Source organism: Shimia sp. R9_1 (assembly GCF_017743775.1).
Lineage (GTDB): Bacteria > Pseudomonadota > Alphaproteobacteria > Rhodobacterales > Rhodobacteraceae > Shimia.
On sequence record NZ_JAGHRN010000003.1, the window covers coordinates 421,043 to 438,569 of the forward strand.

At 57.9% G+C, this 17,527-nt stretch carries 16 protein-coding genes and 1 tRNA gene; 5 read left to right on the forward strand and 12 right to left on the reverse strand.

From position 1 onward, the window contains the following. Positions 1-43 precede the first annotated feature (43 nt). Entirely contained in the window at positions 44-634 is a 591-nt protein-coding gene (locus tag J7399_RS13025; RefSeq protein ID WP_209086762.1) for a nucleotidyltransferase family protein, read from the forward strand. A gap of 48 nt (positions 635-682) precedes the next feature. Here J7399_RS13025 and J7399_RS13030 read toward each other — a convergent pair whose 3' ends face one another. The 10 genes from J7399_RS13030 to J7399_RS13075 all read right to left on the reverse strand — a co-directional run bounded on the left by J7399_RS13030 (position 683) and on the right by J7399_RS13075 (position 11,959). Then, positions 683-3,832, reverse strand: a complete 3,150-nt coding sequence (locus J7399_RS13030; RefSeq protein ID WP_209086763.1) for a calcium-binding protein — start codon at positions 3,830-3,832, stop codon at positions 683-685. A gap of 505 nt (positions 3,833-4,337) precedes the next feature. Beyond that, a tRNA-Arg gene (locus J7399_RS13035) sits at positions 4,338-4,414 on the reverse strand. 55 nt (positions 4,415-4,469) lie between these two features. After that, the gene (locus tag J7399_RS13040; protein WP_209062888.1) at positions 4,470-5,690 is read right to left on the reverse strand and encodes a cysteine desulfurase; all 1,221 of its coding nucleotides are present in this window, start codon (positions 5,688-5,690) and stop codon (positions 4,470-4,472) included. 1 nt (position 5,691) lies between these two features. Next, positions 5,692-6,273, reverse strand: coding sequence for a YIP1 family protein (locus J7399_RS13045; protein ID WP_209086764.1), 582 nt, complete (start codon positions 6,271-6,273; stop codon positions 5,692-5,694). Beyond that, complete coding sequence (locus J7399_RS13050; RefSeq protein ID WP_209080980.1) at positions 6,270-6,755, reverse strand: YIP1 family protein; 486 nt, start codon at positions 6,753-6,755, stop codon at positions 6,270-6,272. Before J7399_RS13050 ends, J7399_RS13045 begins: the two co-directional genes overlap by 4 nt. Then, positions 6,755-8,041, reverse strand: coding sequence for a Fe-S cluster assembly protein SufD (gene sufD / locus J7399_RS13055; RefSeq protein ID WP_209086765.1), 1,287 nt, complete (start codon positions 8,039-8,041; stop codon positions 6,755-6,757). Before sufD ends, J7399_RS13050 begins: the two co-directional genes overlap by 1 nt. Beyond that, positions 8,041-8,796 (reverse strand): Fe-S cluster assembly ATPase SufC, encoded by a 756-nt coding sequence (gene sufC / locus J7399_RS13060; RefSeq protein ID WP_209080976.1) that lies wholly within the window; start codon positions 8,794-8,796, stop codon positions 8,041-8,043. Before sufC ends, sufD begins: the two co-directional genes overlap by 1 nt. Positions 8,797-8,894: 98 nt before the next feature. After that, positions 8,895-10,418 carry a Fe-S cluster assembly protein SufB gene (sufB, locus tag J7399_RS13065; RefSeq protein WP_209080967.1) on the reverse strand — a complete coding sequence of 508 codons (1,524 nt, stop codon included), beginning with the start codon at positions 10,416-10,418 and terminating at the stop codon, positions 8,895-8,897. Positions 10,419-10,454: 36 nt separating this feature from the next. Continuing rightward, the gene (locus tag J7399_RS13070; RefSeq protein WP_209086845.1) at positions 10,455-11,498 is read right to left on the reverse strand and encodes a cysteine desulfurase family protein; all 1,044 of its coding nucleotides are present in this window, start codon (positions 11,496-11,498) and stop codon (positions 10,455-10,457) included. After that, positions 11,495-11,959 carry an Rrf2 family transcriptional regulator gene (locus J7399_RS13075; protein ID WP_209062896.1) on the reverse strand — a complete coding sequence of 155 codons (465 nt, stop codon included), beginning with the start codon at positions 11,957-11,959 and terminating at the stop codon, positions 11,495-11,497. The genes J7399_RS13070 and J7399_RS13075 overlap by 4 nt, the downstream gene beginning before the upstream one ends. Positions 11,960-12,120: 161 nt before the next feature. On the opposite strand from J7399_RS13075, the gene J7399_RS13080 reads away from it, so the two are divergent. From J7399_RS13080 to J7399_RS13090, 3 genes are read left to right on the forward strand one after another with little or no spacing between them, the layout of a single operon-like run. Further along, a complete protein-coding gene (locus J7399_RS13080; protein WP_209062898.1) occupies positions 12,121-12,777 on the forward strand; it encodes an alpha/beta hydrolase in 657 nt (218 codons plus the stop codon). Beyond that, a complete protein-coding gene (locus J7399_RS13085) occupies positions 12,777-13,028 on the forward strand; it encodes a hypothetical protein (RefSeq protein ID WP_209062900.1) in 252 nt (83 codons plus the stop codon). Before J7399_RS13080 ends, J7399_RS13085 begins: the two co-directional genes overlap by 1 nt. Further along, positions 13,025-13,606 carry an HD domain-containing protein gene (locus tag J7399_RS13090; protein ID WP_209086767.1) on the forward strand — a complete coding sequence of 194 codons (582 nt, stop codon included), beginning with the start codon at positions 13,025-13,027 and terminating at the stop codon, positions 13,604-13,606. Before J7399_RS13085 ends, J7399_RS13090 begins: the two co-directional genes overlap by 4 nt. A 7-nt stretch (positions 13,607-13,613) precedes the next feature. Here the strand turns inward: J7399_RS13090 and J7399_RS13095 are convergent, their stop codons facing one another. Then, a complete protein-coding gene (locus tag J7399_RS13095; protein ID WP_209086768.1) occupies positions 13,614-14,177 on the reverse strand; it encodes a hypothetical protein in 564 nt (187 codons plus the stop codon). Then, positions 14,170-15,990 (reverse strand): glycerophosphodiester phosphodiesterase, encoded by a 1,821-nt coding sequence (locus J7399_RS13100; protein ID WP_209086769.1) that lies wholly within the window; start codon positions 15,988-15,990, stop codon positions 14,170-14,172. Before J7399_RS13100 ends, J7399_RS13095 begins: the two co-directional genes overlap by 8 nt. A gap of 228 nt (positions 15,991-16,218) precedes the next feature. On the opposite strand from J7399_RS13100, the gene J7399_RS13105 reads away from it, so the two are divergent. Beyond that, positions 16,219-17,433 carry an NADP-dependent isocitrate dehydrogenase gene (locus tag J7399_RS13105; protein ID WP_209086770.1) on the forward strand — a complete coding sequence of 405 codons (1,215 nt, stop codon included), beginning with the start codon at positions 16,219-16,221 and terminating at the stop codon, positions 17,431-17,433. Positions 17,434-17,527: the final 94 nt, after the last annotated feature.

The window sequence follows — 17,527 nt, forward strand, 5'->3', positions numbered from 1 at the left end:
CCGCAAAACCTGCGGTGCCTACGATGGGCATTGGTTCAATAAAATGATTTCGATACTGATACTTGCAGCAGGATCTTCATCTCGCATGCGCGGCGGAGACAAATTGATGGAGGAGGTAGAAGGCGCCCCACTGCTGCGCAATCTGGCCCAACGGGCCATGAAGACCGGCTCAGAGGTTCTGGTTGCCCTACCCACGGACAGACCACAGCGCCGCGACGCTCTGGACGGTCTGAACGTCGGCATCGTTGAAGTTTCAGATGCGAGAGAAGGCATGGCCCATTCCCTGCGCGGCGGCATTGCGGCATTGCCAGAGGAGACCAGCGCCGTAATGATCTTACCTGCGGATATGCCGGAGCTCACGTCAGAGGATTTTCAAACACTCACTGCCGAGCATCAAGACGACCCAAAAGCCATTCTGCGGGGCGCGACCAGCACCAACAAACCCGGCCATCCGGTGCTCTTTCCCAGGCGCTTCTTTGAAGATCTGCGCAAACTGACAGGCGATGTCGGCGCGCGCGACGTTCTGAAAGCCAACCATGATGTGGTGAAACTGATCCCCTTGCCCGGCGATCATGCCCTGATTGATCTGGACACACCGGAGCAATGGGAAAACTGGCGCGCGGCTCAGGATTAAACCCAAGCCGCGCCCCAGTCTTAGAGAAGAGGTCTTAGAACAGCACTCTTAGAACAGGAAGTGGTCGCTGCTCAGATCATTGAGCTGCGCATCTTCCAAAGTGATATTGTGACTGCCCAGCGAGATCACCACATCAGCCCCGCTTTGCTTGGCGTGATTTGACATCAGGTCGGAGAAGCTCTTGATCTCTGTGACCTCAGAGAAGTCCAGCACATCCGCGTCACCATCCACGTCAAAATCGGTCACCACATCGCTGCCAAAGCCGTTGTGGAAGACAAACACATCCACGCCCATGCCACCGGTCATCCGGTCATTGCCCGCATCGCCGCGCAAAGTGTCATCACCGCCGCCGCCAATCAGCGTATCGTTGCCTGCCGCGCCGCGGATATAGTTATCCCCCGCGTCACCGGTCAGATGGTCGGAAGCCTCTTGCGATCCCACCAGCCCTTCGATGCTGACATAGGTGTCAGAGCTTGAGTTTTCGCCGGTCTGCAGGTTGGCAGTCACGCCGGTCGCATGGCCCCAATAGCTGGCGGTGTCAAAACCTTCGCCGCCGTCAAACACATCTTTGCCGTCATCATCGCGCAGATAGTCATCGCCCGCGCCACCTTCCAGCCGGTCATTGCCCTCGCCGCCATAAAGCCGGTCGGTGCCTTCACCGCCGATCAGCGTGTCATGCCCGTCATAGCCATGCAGCGAGTCATTGCCACCAGCCCCGTCCAGACGGTTTGCCACCTCATTGCCGTAGAAACGGTCGTCCGCAATATTAGACCCAAGCAGGTGCTCGATGCTGTCATAAGTGTCACCACTGGTGTTCTTGCCGGTGGTCAGGCTCGCCGCCACACCGTATTTGTGCCCCCAGTAAGACACGGTGTCCTGTCCGGCACCGCCTTCAAAGACATCCCGGCCGTTCTCATCACGCAGATAGTCATCGCCATCGCCGCCTCTCAGCGTGTCGTCCCCGGCGCGCCCATAGAGGCGATCATCCCCGAAAGCACCGTAGAGCAGATTGTCACCACGGCTGCCCACCAGCGTGTCATTGGCTTCATTGGACCCGTAGAGATTTTCGATGCTGTCATAAGTATCTGAGCTGTTGTTCTTGCCGGTGTGCAGATCAACATAAACGCCGTAGTGGTGCCCCCAATAGGAGGCCGTGTCATTGCCAGCGCCACCGACAAACTCATCCCTGCCGTTTTCATCGCGCAGATAGTCATCGCCATCCCCGCCGATCAGCCGGTCATCGCCGCTGCCGCCATAAAGCCGGTCCTCACCGTCGCGCCCTTCCAAACGGTCGTCGTTGCGCCCCCCAATAACGGTGTCATCGCCTGTGCCGCCCACCAGGAAATCATCCCCGTCGCGCCCGTTGATATAGTCGTCCCCGCCGCTGCCATCAAAGCCATCTTCGCCGTCACCACCTTCCAGCACTTCTGCGGAATTGGTGCCGAAGATGACATCCTCATGTACAATGGTGATTTCAATCACCTCATAGGGATTGAGCGTCGCCGTCAGGTTGGAAACATCGCTGCCAAGCGCCTGTTGAGAGACATCGGTGATCGTGCCCGTGATATCGGTTTCCGTCGCGAAATAGAAATCATTCAGGCTGGTTGCACGCGACACACCGGGGCGCAACAGAATGTCCTGTGGCTGCGGCAGGTAGGTTTTGGTCGCTCCGCCAACAGTCTTGATCAGACTGTCATCCCAGGCATCTCCCAGAACATCGCGCAGCGCATTCAGCTCAGCCTGATCAATGGTCCGCCGCGGGTTACGCGAGGCCAGATCGCCATATTCATCATAAGCCGCATTGTCGCTCAAACCGTCAGAGGTTGCCGCGTCAAACCCGATCAGCCGCCCGCTCCAGCTTTCGGCCATACCTGCAAGATCAGACAGATCGAGCGTAAAGTTCTGGCCAAAATTTTCGCTGTGGGAGGTCACATAGACAACCGTCCGGTAGCCGTTGGTAAAGGCATTCACCTCAAGCTGCGTCGGATCAAAGCCCCCCAGGCTGACGGCATACATCGCGCCGTTCTCCGGGTGCAGGCTCTCGGTCATCAGTTTCAGCGCGACACCCGCGGGGGTCAGCTCAACCGGACCAGCATCGTTGTTGCCACCCGCAATCGCGGAGGCAGTGTTGTGGCGGATGGTCCAGAAATCTGCCCCATCCACGCCCAGCTCCACCATACTGTGGAATTGCTCCACAATCGCACCAGCCGCGCGCAGGCCGAGATAGGACCAATGGCCGATTTCGACATTCCATTCCGTAAGCTGCAGATCGAGGTCCTGAGGGATCAGCCCCTCCCAGGTTGCCAGACGCAGATCAAGGTTCTTCAGCTCCGAACGGCTGGCGGCCGGGCTGAGGTCATAACCGTCCACCTCATCATCAAAATAGTAGTGCGCAATCACCCCGTCGACGGCACCAGAAGCACTGTCTGTCTGGAAGCCATTGGTGATATCGCGGTCCGCATCCAACTGCTCGATGAGCTCAAGATTGCCCTTCACGATGCGTTTTTCAAAGCCACTCAGGCTGCGATAGTAGTCTTCGCCAGATTGCGCGTCAGACCAATCCGCCGGCCGCACGTCGCGGTCCCAGTGCTGCATGGCCGCAATCGCATCTTCATCTGAAATGCTCCCAAAGCTGCCGCCCTTGTAGTTGGAGCCATCCCCGACGACATTGGAGCTCTGCACCCAGATATCGGGCTGATAGCCATTGATCGAAGCCCCGCTCAGGCCACGTGCAATGTCATGGGCGTATTCGCCGTATTCTCTCTCATCAATGTGCTGCCAGAATTCATTGCCGATTTCATAGCCGACAATCAGCTCCGCCTTATCGCCCATATACTGCAGCATCAGGTTGGCCCAATCGCGCACATCCTGCTGATTGGCGTTCTCAGGTGACAGCGCGGGCACCACCAAAGTGGTCCGGTTGCCGGTCTCCATCACCCAGTCCAGATAATTCCGCAGATCTTCGCGCAGCTGGTCCGAGCCGCTTTCAGAGCGGTCCAGCTCAATGATGTTCTCGCTCGCAGCGCGGCCACCGGGATAGCGCAGCCTTGTGGAGCCCAGAACGTCAATGGCATCAGAAAACTCGTCTGTGGGGACGCCATTGACCTCATTGGTTGTGCCAAGGAGGTTGGCTCCAAACATGTCCGCGCGCACTTCGACTGGCGCACTACTGCGATCCACAGTAATGGTGATAGGCATCAAACTGTCCTCAGACTGAGTATTAGTGCGCGGCGCGTCCTGCGACCTGCTGTGCGGCGCTACGTCCGCCTAAGGACATAGCGTCCTGGCTAAGCGGCTTGCTCTTGGCAAAGCTGTACTGCTTGAGAAACATGACAGTGTCCCCACGATAAGGCCTTCCCAGGCCGTTACAAATCCCACCTCTATTGGTAGGACTTTCCGCTTAACGAAGCCAAAACATTGAATTTTCAAGTTCTCTCAAATTTGCAGAGAACTAAAAACTTGGGAAATTTTCGACGTAAGTAACTGTAAATAATATGATTTTCAAAGTGCAACAATTCGCCAGAGAATTGCATCCTATTGTCAAAATTTTAAGAAGATGCTGATCGCCCAATTCTTGCCACATTCTAAACACGCGAGCGACTCACTGCCTCAACCTGGCTGACACAATCGATCCGACTGCCACAAAAACACCCCATTAGGGCGAGTCGCAGATTCGGTTCACGAGAGTTTTTTGTTGGGGAGATGGCGCACCCAGAAGGATTCGAACCTTCGACCTTCGCCTTCGGAGGGCGACACTCTATCCAGCTGAGCTATGGGTGCTTCCAAAACGGGGTATAGCCAGTGTGGCTACGCCCCGCAATCGCAAAATGCTTGGTTACGCAAAGAGTTCGTGAGCGAGTTCCAGCGCGTCCACCAACACATCCACCTCTTCTGTGGTGTTATAAAGACCAAAGCTGGCGCGGCAGGTGGCCGACACACCCAGATGGTCCATCAGCGGCCCGGCACAGTGGTGCCCTGCCCGCACAGCCACACCTTTCTTGTCCAGAATGGTGGAGATGTCATGCGCGTGCGCTGCGCCATCCAGCGTGAAGCTGAAGATCGCCGCCTTATCCGCCGTCGTGCCCTGCACCTGCAGCCAATTCAGCCCGGAGAGCTTTTGCACCGCATAATCCCGCAGCGAGGCCTCATGCGCGGCGATGTTCTCCATGCCGAGATCCATCATATACTCCAGCGCTACGCCCAGACCGATGGTCTGCACAATGCCCGGTGTACCTGCTTCAAACTTCATTGGCGGATCATTGTAGATGACAGCCTCTTTGCTGACTTCCTTGATCATGTCGCCGCCCCCGATAAAGGGGCGCATCTCCGCCATGCGTTCTGCCTTGCAGTAGATCGCGCCGGAGCCGGACGGGCCATAAAGCTTGTGTCCAGTGATCGCATAGAAATCGCAGTCGATGTCCTGCACATCCACAGGCGCGTGCACCGAGCCCTGAGAGCCATCCACCAGCACCGGCACGCCTTTTTCATGGGCTGCTGCGGTGATGGTTTTTACATCCACCATGGTGCCCAGAACGTTGGAACACTGCGTGATGGCGACCAGCTTGGTTTTGGGGCCAATCGCGTCAATCACCGCCTGTGGGTCCAGCGCGCCGGTTGCGTCCACATCCACCCATTTGATCACCACGCCCTGACGCTCGCGCAGGAAATGCCACGGCACAATATTGGCATGGTGCTCCATCACCGACAGAACGATCTCGTCACCGGCTTCCATACGCGGCATCGCCCAGCCATAGGCCACCATATTGATGCCTTCGGTGGTGCCGGAGTTCAGGACGATCTCATCCTCGCTCTTGGCGTTCAGGAACTTGGCAATGATGCCCCGCACCGCCTCATATTTGTCGGTCGCCAGATTGGAGAGATAGTGCAAACCGCGGTGCACATTGGCGTATTCATCAGCATAGGCCTGCGTGACCGCGTCAATCACCACCTTGGGCTTTTGCGCGGAGGCGCCATTGTCCAGATACACCAGCGGCTTTCCATTCACCTCACGGCTGAGGATCGGAAAATCAGCGCGGATTTTATTGACGTCATACATGTTAGGACATCCCAATTGCGGTTGCGGCAGTCAGTGACAGCAGCATGGTCATTCCGAGCACAAGGCCCAATGAGGTAAAAAGCAGCAGCACAAAGGTTTTGCCAAGACTGCCGATGCCATGGATCACATTCACGAAATGCAACACGATCCAGATCGAATAGAGCCCGACGCCAAGCGACAGCAGCAACGCGAAGTTTGGCAGCAAAACCATGAGGATAAGAACAAACATTTGAACCACGAAACGCATATACTGCAGCCAGCCCATAGCCAGCAGCAGATCGTCAAACCGCCCGCGTCCACCAATTGCGCGACCGCCCCAGAAGAAGGCAAAGATCAGCACAATCAGCCCACCGCCCATGGCAAAGGCATAGAGGAAAGGCGCATTCAGCAGAGGTGTGGCAAACTCTTCCGGCGCAGGGAAAATGGCCAGCGTCAGGAAATGGGCAAACACATTCAGCAGGATGCCCAGAAACAGGATCATCCAGCCAATTTGGCGTGCCACAGGGCGGCTCATGATCGCGAGGGCGGCCTCTGCAGGGTCACGGATCGTGAGCCAGAACAAAGCGCTCAATTGGTCTTTCATGCGTCTACCCTGCCCGCCTCAATCAATCCGGAAAACCAGATCCACAGAAACACCGCAAACCACAAGGCCCCCACGATGGTCAAGGCGGTGCCCTCACCGATGAAGCCCTCCACAAGCCCCACCAAAAGATAGAGCGGGCCGGTGGCGATCATCGCCCAGAACAGCGACATACGCGCGCCAAAGGCGCTTTGCTTGCGCCCAGCGGTGCGCAGGATCAGATGTGTCACGTAGGCCAGAACATAGGCACAAAGCGGCAAAATGAACAAAAGCGCAAAAAGGCTGCCCCCCAGAAGCGGGTTCAGCTCGATCTGCTCAAAATGAGCTTGTCGCGCAAGCGCAGGCCAGCGCGATACAAAAATGACCGCGCAAGCGGCCATGAGGATCGCAAAGGCGCGATCCTCTCGTTCTCCCATTGCAAGCAATCTGCGCACCACAGAGCGTGGTGCGCGATAGCTCGCAACAATGTCTTGCGTGATTGACATCAGTGGTGACGACGCTCCAGCCAGCCTTGCAGACGCTCAATCAGCGCCTCCCGCAGCTCTTCGCTTTCGACCTCATCCACCGCTTCGGCCACAAAGGACATCACCAACAGATCGGTGGCAATGTCTTTGGGCACGCCGCGCGCACGCAGATAGAAAAGCGCATCTTCGTCGATCGCACCGGAAGTGGAGCCGTGTGAACAGGCCACATCATCGGCGTAGATTTCAAGCTCCGGCTTGGCGAGGAACTGGCTGTCTTCATCCAGCAGAAGCGACTGGCTGATCTGATAGCCATCGGTCTTCTGTGCGCCTGCTTTCACGAGGATCTTGCCCTGGAAGGTGCCAACCGCGCCATTGCGCAGCACCTTTTTGAACACCTGACGGCTTTCACAGTTCAGCGCATCATGGGTCACAAACACCGTGTCATCATGGTGGAATTCACCATCACCCAAGCACGCACCCGCCACATGGGCCACCGCGTCATCCCCGGTCAGCTCAAGCACAGCTTCGTTGCGGGTCAGACGGCCATTCACAGTCAGCGTGAAGGATTTGAACACGCTTTCGGTGCCCAGACGCCCAAACAGATGTGTCACCGCACGGCGCTCGTGATCACGGCCCTGCGCACGCACATGGTGGAACGCCGCCCCATCCGCCACATCCACTTCCATGGATTTGTTGAAACGCGCCGCTGCCGGGCCGTTTTCAAGGATGGTCACTTCCGCACCGGCGTCCAGTTTCACAACATGGTGCAGGATCGCGTCAGAGGTGGTTTCCTTGTGACGGTAAATCAGGTTCACAGGCTTGCTCACCTTGCCGGTCACATGGATCACCACACCGTCAGTGGCAAAAGCGGTGTTCATCGCCGCCATCGGGCGTTCAACCGGATCCTGACCTTTGGCTTCCAGATGCCCGTAAAGGTCTTTGGCCCAGTGAATGTCCTTGCTGGCCACATCCGCCAGACGCTCGATGCTCAGGCCTTCACCGGCCAGCGCGTCAGAGGCATCCGCGTCAAACACACCGTCAACAAAGACCACTTTGATGCGGTCAAAATTGTCAAACAGCGGCGCTTCGCCGGTTTCAAACACAGCCGCCTCAGGCGCCTCTGCTTGGGTCAGCGTGTCCGGGCGAGTGAACTTCCAGTATTCGTCGCGACGATCCGGCAGGCCCATTTCCTCGAGACGGCTCAGCGCCGCCTCACGTGCCTCAGTGGCCCACTGGCCACCGGCCGGCAAGCTCAGCCCGTCCAGCCGCGCTGCCGTTGCCTCTTGTTTCTTTGCCAAAGCGGCCATTATGCCACCTCCGCCAGAATGTCGGCATAGCCGTTCTTTTCAACTTCCAGCGCCAGCTCGGGGCCGCCGGTCTTCACGATGCGGCCGTTTGCCATGATGTGCACAACGTCCGGTTTGATGTGGTCCAGCAGACGCTGGTAGTGGGTGATCACAAGGAAACCACGGCCTTCATCACGCAGCGCGTTCACGCCCTCAGACACCAGTTTCATCGCGTCCACATCCAGACCGGAGTCGGTCTCATCAAGGATGCACATCTTTGGCGCAAGCATCGCCATCTGCAGGATTTCGTTACGCTTCTTCTCACCACCGGAGAAGCCCACGTTCACCGGACGCTTCAGCATATCCGCGTCGATTTTCAGGGTCTTCGCCTTTGCGCGCACCTCTTTGAGGAAGTCCGCCGCAGAAAGCTCTTCTTCGCCACGTGCCTTGCGCTGTGCGTTCACCGCGGTGCGCAGGAAGGTCATGTTACCAACACCGGGGATCTCCACCGGATACTGGAACGCCAGAAACAGGCCCGCCGCCGCGCGCTCTTCCGCTTCCATATCCAGCAGGTCTTCGCCCTCAAGGGTCGCTTCGCCGTCGGTGACTTCATAGCCGTCTTTGCCGGACAGAACATAAGACAGGGTGGATTTGCCGGAGCCGTTCGGGCCCATGATCGCATGCACCTTGCCCGCTTCCACTTTCAGATCCACACCTTTCAGGATCTGCTTGTCTTCTTCTTCCAGTTTGACCTTCAGGCCTTTGATTTCCAACATTTTCTATTCCTCAGAATTTCTTCGAGCGCGCACGCCCGGTCATAACTTTTGGGGAGAAGGCGCCGCTTTTGAGCCGCCGCGCCCTCAAACAGGCGGTATCAGCCCACAGAGCCTTCCAGCGAGATCGCCACAAGCTGCTGCGCTTCCATGGCGAATTCCATCGGCAGCGCCTGAAGCACTTCCTTGGCAAAGCCATTCACGATCAGCGCCACAGCCTCTTCCTCGTCCATGCCCCGCTGGCGGCAGTAGAACATCTGTTCATCATCCACCTTGGAGGTTGTCGCCTCATGCTCCACACGGGAAGAGTTGTTCTTCACCTCGATGTAAGGCACCGTGTGCGCCCCGCATTTGTCGCCGATCAGCAGGCTGTCACATTGCGTGTAGTTCCGGCTGTTCTTGGCTTTCGGGTGCATGGAGACCAGACCGCGATAGGTGTTCTGCGCCACACCTGCGCTGATGCCTTTGGAGACAATGCGCGATTTGGTGTTTTTGCCCAGATGGATCATCTTGGTGCCGGTGTCGGCCTGCTGGTGGTTGTTGGTGATCGCAATCGAGTAGAACTCGCCTTGGCTGTCATCGCCACGCAGAATACAGGACGGGTATTTCCAGGTCACCGCAGAGCCGGTTTCCACCTGCGTCCACATCACTTTGGAGCGGTCGCCACGGCAATCCGCGCGCTTGGTCACAAAGTTGTAGATACCGCCTTTGCCGTTCTCATCACCGGGGTACCAGTTCTGAACGGTGGAGTATTTCACCTCTGCATCTTCTTCGATGATGATTTCCACCACCGCGGCGTGCAGCTGGCTGGTGTCACGCTGTGGCGCGGTACAGCCTTCCAAATAAGACACGTAAGAGCCTTTGTCCGCGATGATCAGCGTGCGCTCAAACTGGCCGGTGTTTTCCGCGTTGATCCGGAAATAGGTGGACAGCTCCATCGGGCAGCGCACACCAGGCGGCACGTAGACAAACGAGCCGTCAGAGAATACGGCGCTGTTGAGCGTCGCATAGAAGTTGTCGCTCACCGGCACAACGGAGCCGAGGTATTTTTTCACCAGCTCGGGATGCTCGCGGATCGCCTCGGAGATCGAGCAGAAGATCACGCCCGCTTCTTTCAGCTCTTTCTGGAAGGTTGTGCCCACGGAAACCGAGTCAAACACCGCATCCACAGCCACCTTGCGGCCTTCTGCAGGGGCGTTCTCAGCACCTTCGACACCCGCCAAAATCATCTGTTCTTTCAGAGGGATACCGAGTTTTTCATATGTAGCCAGAAGCTTGGGATCCACCTCATCCAGAGACTTCGGCTTCTCTTCCATGCTTTTGGGGCGCGCATAGTAGTACTGATCCTGAAAATCCACTTCTGGATAGTCCAGCATCGCCCAATCTGGTTCTTCCTTGGTCAGCCAGCGCTGATACGCCTCCAGCCGCCATTCGGTCATCCACTCAGGCTCTTCGTTCTTCTCGGAAATCAGGCGAACGATGTCAGGGGTCAGCCCTTTTGGGGCGTATTCCATCTCGATCTCGGTTTCCCAACCGTATTTGTATTTGCCGCCCACTTCGCGCACGGCATCTACGGTTTCCTGATCGACGCCTTCTTTTACTTGCGTCTGGTCGATTGCCGCCATCTGCTACTCCTATGTGTTCGCTGCCCTGCCGTGTTCTTATGCAGAACGGGCAAGGTGTTTCCTTTGGACGGAGAGCCAAGCATCGGCAAACCCCATCACATCGTTCTCTGTTGTTACGGGCCCCAAGCTGACCCGGATTGCACTCGCGGCTGTGGGTTCGTCAAACCCCATTGCGGTCAGCACCTTGCTCGCCCGGACTTTGCCCGACGAACAGGCTGAACCGGCAGACACCGCAAAGCCTGCCAAATCCATCTGCATGACCTGCGTCTCTCCCTTCCAGCCGGGGGTCGCAATGCAGCTCGTGTTGGGCAGACGTTTTGCACCCTGCCCCACAAAGATGGTGTCAGAGGACTCGCTCGCAAGACGCGCCTCCAACATATCGCGCAGCTCGGCCACTCGGTCCCAAACGCCGTTGGCCAGATCACGTGCCGCCGCGCTCGCTGCGGCGGCAAAGCCCGCTGCACCAATGATGTTTTCAGTGCCAGCACGACGGCCCATTTCCTGACCACCGCCCAAAAGCTGCGCAGGCACATCGGTGCCACGTTTCACCACCAGCGCGCCAATGCCTTTGGGGCCACCCAGCTTATGGGCCGAGATCAGCGCCATCTGCGCGCCGCTCCAGTTAAACGCCAGCGGCAGCTTGCCAAAGGCCTGCGTCATATCGCTGACCGCCAGCCCTTCGGGCAGATCCTGCACAATGCCGGTTTCCGAATTGGCCAGCTGCACACAGCTTTGGCTCGAGTCAGTGATCGCGACGCGCCCGTCGCCATCCACAGGCAAGGTGCCGGAGGTCCAGGCCGCCACAGCATCATGTTCCACATCCGCACCAAGCAAATCGCGCCCGCGCAGCGCCAAAGCCGCAGCCTCGGTAGCGCTGGAGGTGAAAATCACATCCGCCCCGTCCGCGCCAAAGGCTGTCGCGATCTCTGCCCGCGCTCGCTCCAAAAGGCTCTTGGCCGCGCGCCCTTCGGCGTGCACGGAGGATGGATTGCCCACCACATCCATCGCCGCGATCATCGCGTCCTTGGCCTCCTGCCGGATCAGCGTGGTGGCATTATGATCCAGATAGACGCGCATCAGGCTTCTTCATCCACAACCGCAAACAAGGTTGGGACTGCCGGACATGGCGCAAGATCGTTCTGAACGATGTCAGACAGGCGTGTCTGATGCAGGAACACATAAACATGCGCCGACAGACCTTCCCAAAGGCGGTTTGCCATCGACTGCGCCCGCGACCCGCTGGAGCCGCCGCTCGCTCCCGCACCGGTGTGCAGTGCTGACACGGTTTCATCCACCGCTGCCAGAATATCCGCTGTGCGAATCTCAGACGCGCTGCGCGCCAAACGATACCCACCACCCGGTCCACGCACAGATTCAACCAGCCCTGCCCGGCGCAGCTTTACGAACAGCTGCTCCAGATACGGCAGGGAAATGTCCTGACGCTTCGCGATCTCATTGAGGCTCACGAGGTTCTCAGGCGGCTGCAATGCAATATCCGCCAACGCAACCACCGCATAGCGTCCTTTTGTCGACAGTTTCATGACAGACCCCTTCGAACTGATTGACCTCGGCCACTTCTGAGCTTAAGTCGCTAGAACCTGCACGGCGCACAAGCGCCACACGATTTAGAAGCGTTCTAAGGTGATAGAGGGATTTCGTCAAGAATTCCCGGCCACCTTTCTGAGGGAGATTGACGACAAACATGCCTGAGGTGATTTTTCCAGGACCAGAAGGCCGCCTCGAAGGCCGCTACCACCCGCAGAAAGAAAAAGACGCCCCCATCGCCATCGTTTTGCATCCGCATCCACAATTTGGCGGCACGATGAACAACAAGGTCGTCTACAATCTGCACTACGCATTCTACAACATGGGGTTCACCGTTCTGCGGTTTAACTTCCGTGGTGTTGGCCGGTCTCAGGGCGAATACGACCAGGGCGTGGGTGAGCTGTCTGATGCGGCCTCCGCACTCGACTACCTGCAGTCGATGAACAACAACTCCAAGCACTGCTGGGTTGCTGGCTTCTCTTTTGGTGCCTGGATCGGCATGCAGCTTCTGATGCGCCGTCCAGAAATCACCGGCTTCATCTCCGTGGCGCCGCCTGCCAACATGTATGATTTCTCCTTCCTCGCGCCCTGCCCGAGCTCTGGCCTGATCATCAACGGCAAGAACGACCGTGTGGCGCCTCCGGCAGAAACCCATACGCTTGTGAACAAACTTCACGAGCAAAAAGGCATCACCATCACGCACACCGAAATCGACGGTGCCGGTCACTTCTTTGAAACCGATGAGTATATGGATCAGCTCACCGGCAATGTGACCGACTACGTGAAGCGCCGCCTGACGGAAAGCACCCGCTGATGAGCTCTTCGCTGGAGACGCTGGCGGCCAAACTTGCCGAAGACACCCTCAAAGCCCAGAAAGAGCTGGGCGATGAGCGCCTCTTTGTGGAAGTTGGAAATATGCTGGCGGCGTCTTCGCAGTCTCTTGAAGAGGCCTTTCTGACCGAGATCCGCGTGCGCATGTCTGAGGAGAAAGCGCGCGCCTTTCTGGTGAACAAAGTCAAAGCCGCCCGCGCGGCCAAAGCAGCAGCGGAAACAAAGCCCACATGAGCGATCGTCTCAGCCAGCAAATTGCCTTTCTGACTGAGGCGGACAAACTCAAATCTGTATATCGGGCCACCAAGGTGCTCGATGGCCACCGCAAAGAAGACAGCGGCAGCCACAGCTGGCACATCGCGCTTTATGCAATGATCCTGGCCGAACATTCTAATCGTGACATCAACATCGACCGCGTGATCCGCATGCTGCTGATCCACGATCTTGTGGAAATCGACGTGGGTGACAGCCCCATCCATGGCGACCATGACATTGCCGCGATGGAGGCCGCCGAAAGCGCCGCTGCAGATCGCATCTTTGGCCTTTTGCCTGCCGATCAAGCCAATGAATTCCGTACCTTATGGGATGAATTTGAAGCCGCCGAAAGTGATGACGCGGTCTTTGCCAAAAGCATTGATCGGGTCCAGCCGGTGATCGGCAACCTAGAAACCGACGGCGGCACATGGCCAGAATACAACGTCACCCGCCAGCAGCTCGAAGACCGCGTGGGCTGGAAAGTGGCCAAAGGCGCGCCCGCTATTTGGGATCATCTCAAGGCCCGCATTGCCGCGTGGTTTGACGGCCGCGCCTAAGCGCAGCTCACCAGCATTGCGGCCAGCCGTACCCCCAGCGCCAGGACAGCCCTGAACAGGGCCACCCGCCAAGGCGCACGGCCTCATACATCCGCTGACTGACAAAAGTGATGATCGCCGCCACTTCCTCAGCCTCGCGCCCGTATTGCGCCGCCAGCGCCTCACTGTCGCGTTGCCCCACGTCCTGCACACAGCTGCGCAGCGCCTCATCCGCCTGCAGGCGCGCCCAGTAACCGGCCTCAGGCGCAGGATCTTCTCCTCCCAGATGATACGCCCGATCATGGCTCACGCAACACGCATGCCACGGCGCCTGCGTTTCAAAGACCTCATAAAACCACGGCGATTGCTCTGCCAGCGCCTCCCAAGCAGCGGACATGCCCCCCGAACACCCATCTGTGGTAAAGGGCTGCAATGCCTCTGGATCGCTGTCCCGCACCAATTCCAATCGGCTGTGCCGCCAGATTTCCACCTTGGCCGGAAAGGCAAACCGCGCCGCATCACGCTCATCCGCGAAACTCACATGGCCCGGCACATATGCAGCCAAAAGGCACAGGCCCAACCGTTTAAGCATCCTCATCGCCCTGCTCTGGCAGATCCAGCCCAATGCGCCCCGCCATGCCAAGGATCGCCCGTTCAATGCCACTCAGCGTCTTGCGCTCTGCCAGCACCTGCCGCGCCAAGGCCGGCTCATCCGTGATCAAACCGTCCACCCCCAGCGACAGCATGCCTGACATCGACAGCGCATCATTGACCGTCCAGACATAGACGGGCTTGCCCACCGCCTGCGCGGATTTCACCAGATCAAGCGACACGGTCGCGCTGTTCACCGCCAGAAAATCCGCATCCAGCTTCCACATATTGCCAAGCGCAGCCGAGGCCAGCAGGCCCACCGACCACTCCGGGCGCAGCCCATGTATCTTTTGCACCGCATCATATTTCAGCGACATCAACTGCACCTGCTCCACCATGCCGGTCTCTTCGACAATATCGACCACCCGCTGCTCCAACTGTTGATCACGGCCGTAGTATTTCAGCTCAATGATCACCCCGGCTTTGTCTTTCGCCGCCAAAAGAACATCGCGCAACAGCGGAACACGCTCTTCAGCAAAGGCCGGATCATACCAGCTGCCGATGTCGATCTCCTCCAAATCCGCCAGGGTGGCGTCCCAGATCTTGATAGGGTTGCCCGCAAGCTTCATGAAGTCGCTGTCATGCATCACCACCACAGCGCCATCGACGGTTTCCTGCACGTCAATCTCGATCCAGTCAGCCTGATCCTCAATCGCCTTCATCACTGAGGCCATGGTGTTTTCCGGGCGCGCGCCTGCCGCGCCGCGATGGGCAATCACCGCCACCGGTCGTGTCTGATCGACACGCGCTAGCTCAAGCACCCCCGCACCACCAAGGCCCGCAGACCCGGCGGCCACGGCCACCACCGCGATCAACAGCCCGCGTGGTGCAAGCGCTTGGCGCTCTGCCTTGCTGTCGGGCCATTCCGAAGCATCCAAAAAGGTCACCGCCAATGCGCCGGTGGTCCAGGACGTCAGAAGCAAATTCAAAAGCGACCAGCAAGCAACTGAAACCAACAAGAAAGCCGCGGTTGCACGCAGGTTCTCAGACAGCACATGCAGCCCCGCTTGCAGCCCAAACGCCACAACGCCAAGCACCAGCGCACTCACCAGCGCGCCAATCAGCGCCCATGCAATGATCTGAAGCGCAAACGCCATGCGCTTGCCTGTCATCATCCCTTTGCTCTCTCTGATTGCATCTGCTGGCGCCATGCTCTCAAACAGCACCAATGGTAGCGACAGAACCCAACCCAGACTGCGCCACAGCATCACCCCCGCCATGACAGCCAGCGTCGCGCCGATCACCAAAACGGCACGCTGAAACTCCGGCGGGCGCGTGCTGAGGTAATAGTTGATGTCATAGGCACTCAGCCAATACCAAAACGCCAGCCCCGCCACCGCGAGGAAAGGCAAGGCAAGCGCCAGAAGTCTCAAGGCAATCTGCACCGCCAGCCCCAGAACCGCAGGCAAGCGCGGCATCACCAGATCGATGCCATCCCAAAGCCCGTGTGATTTGCCCACCCGGTCCCTGAGTGCCACCGCCATCATGAACGACAGGTTCAGAGTCAGCAGCACAAGCGTCATGCCAATCAGCAAAAGCCCCGCCACAAACCCCACCGGAGACAGCAGGAAATACGCGATGTCAAAATCCGCGAGCGCCGGTTTGCCGGAGAGCTTCAAGGCCAGAAAAATCGCACCCGCCATCATCGGTGTGAACACAGCCGCCAACAGCAGATTGAAAACCAGATGGGATTTCACAAAAGGCACCCGCAAGCGCCAGGAGTCGCCATAATGTCTTAAGACTTCTGTTGTCATATGCGGCTCAGGCTCCCAATGGCGTTAATCAATGGCCACATGGTATCCTTGCACGTGCGTGCGGTCGAGATGCCTTCTCGCCAACCCGCAGCGCTCCCGCGGCACCGCAAGGCAAAGACTTCTCCGGATGTTACGAATTTTTAGTATACTATTGCATACAATACTTTCAAATCGGCCTGACTTCCGCTAAGGAAGCGGCAAGAAGGACTCGGCTCACAGGAGACCCCCATGACCAAGATCAAAGTTGATAACCCGATCGTCGAAATGGACGGCGACGAGATGACCCGCATCATGTGGCAGTTCATCAAAGATAAGCTCATCCTGCCCTATCTCGACCTCGATCTGCTCTATTATGATCTCGGAATCGAAGAGCGCGACCGCACCAACGACCAGATCACCATCGACGCCGCCGAGAAGACCAAAGAGGTCGGCGTTGCGGTGAAATGCGCGACCATCACGCCAGATGAGCAGCGCGTGGAAGAATTTGGCCTCAAACAGATGTGGCGCAGCCCCAATGGCACCATCCGCAACATTCTCGGCGGTGTGGTCTTCCGCCAGCCAATCATCTGCCGCAACGTGCCCCGCCTTGTGCCGGGCTGGACCTCGCCCATCGTTGTGGGCCGCCACGCCTTTGGCGATCAGTACAAAGCCACCGATTTCACCTTCCCGGGCGCGGGCAAGCTGACCATGAGATTTGTCGGCGAAGACGGCACCGTGATCGAAAAAGAAGTCTATGACGCCCCATCCGCAGGCGTCTATCAGGCGATGTACAACCTCGACAGCTCGATCATCGACTTCGCACGCGCCTCGCTGAACTACGGCCTCAACCTGGGCTGGCCGGTGTATCTCTCCACCAAGAACACAATCCTGAAAGCCTATGATGGCCGCTTCAAGGACCTGTTCCAGAAGGTCTATGAGGAAGAGTTTGAAGAGAAATTCAAGGCCGCCGGTATCTGGTATGAGCACCGCCTGATCGACGACATGGTTGCCTGCGCCATGAAATGGAACGGCAAATTTGTCTGGGCCTGCAAAAACTACGATGGCGACGTGCAGTCTGACACCGTGGCACAGGGCTTTGGCTCACTCGGCCTGATGACCAGCCAGCTGATGACCCCGGATGGCAAGATCGTGGAGGCCGAGGCGGCCCACGGCACCGTCACCCGCCACTATCGTCAGCACCAAAAGGGCGAAGCCACCTCGACCAACTCGATTGCCTCGATCTATGCTTGGACTGGCGGCCTGAAGCACCGCGCCAAACTCGATAACAACATCGCACTGCGCGCCTTTGCCGAGACGCTGGAGCGTGTGATTATCGAAACCGTAGAAAGCGGCTATATGACCAAAGACCTCGCCTTGCTGGTGGGTCCGGATCAGGGCTGGCTCACCACCATGGGATTCCTTGAGAAAATCGACGAGAATCTCAACAAAGCGCTGGCCGCGTGATAATTTAAAAGGCGCCCCAAACGGGCGCCTTTTCTTTTCTCCACCGCAATTTACATGCCCAAACTTCATGCAACGGCAGAGCTTTGTGCAGCGT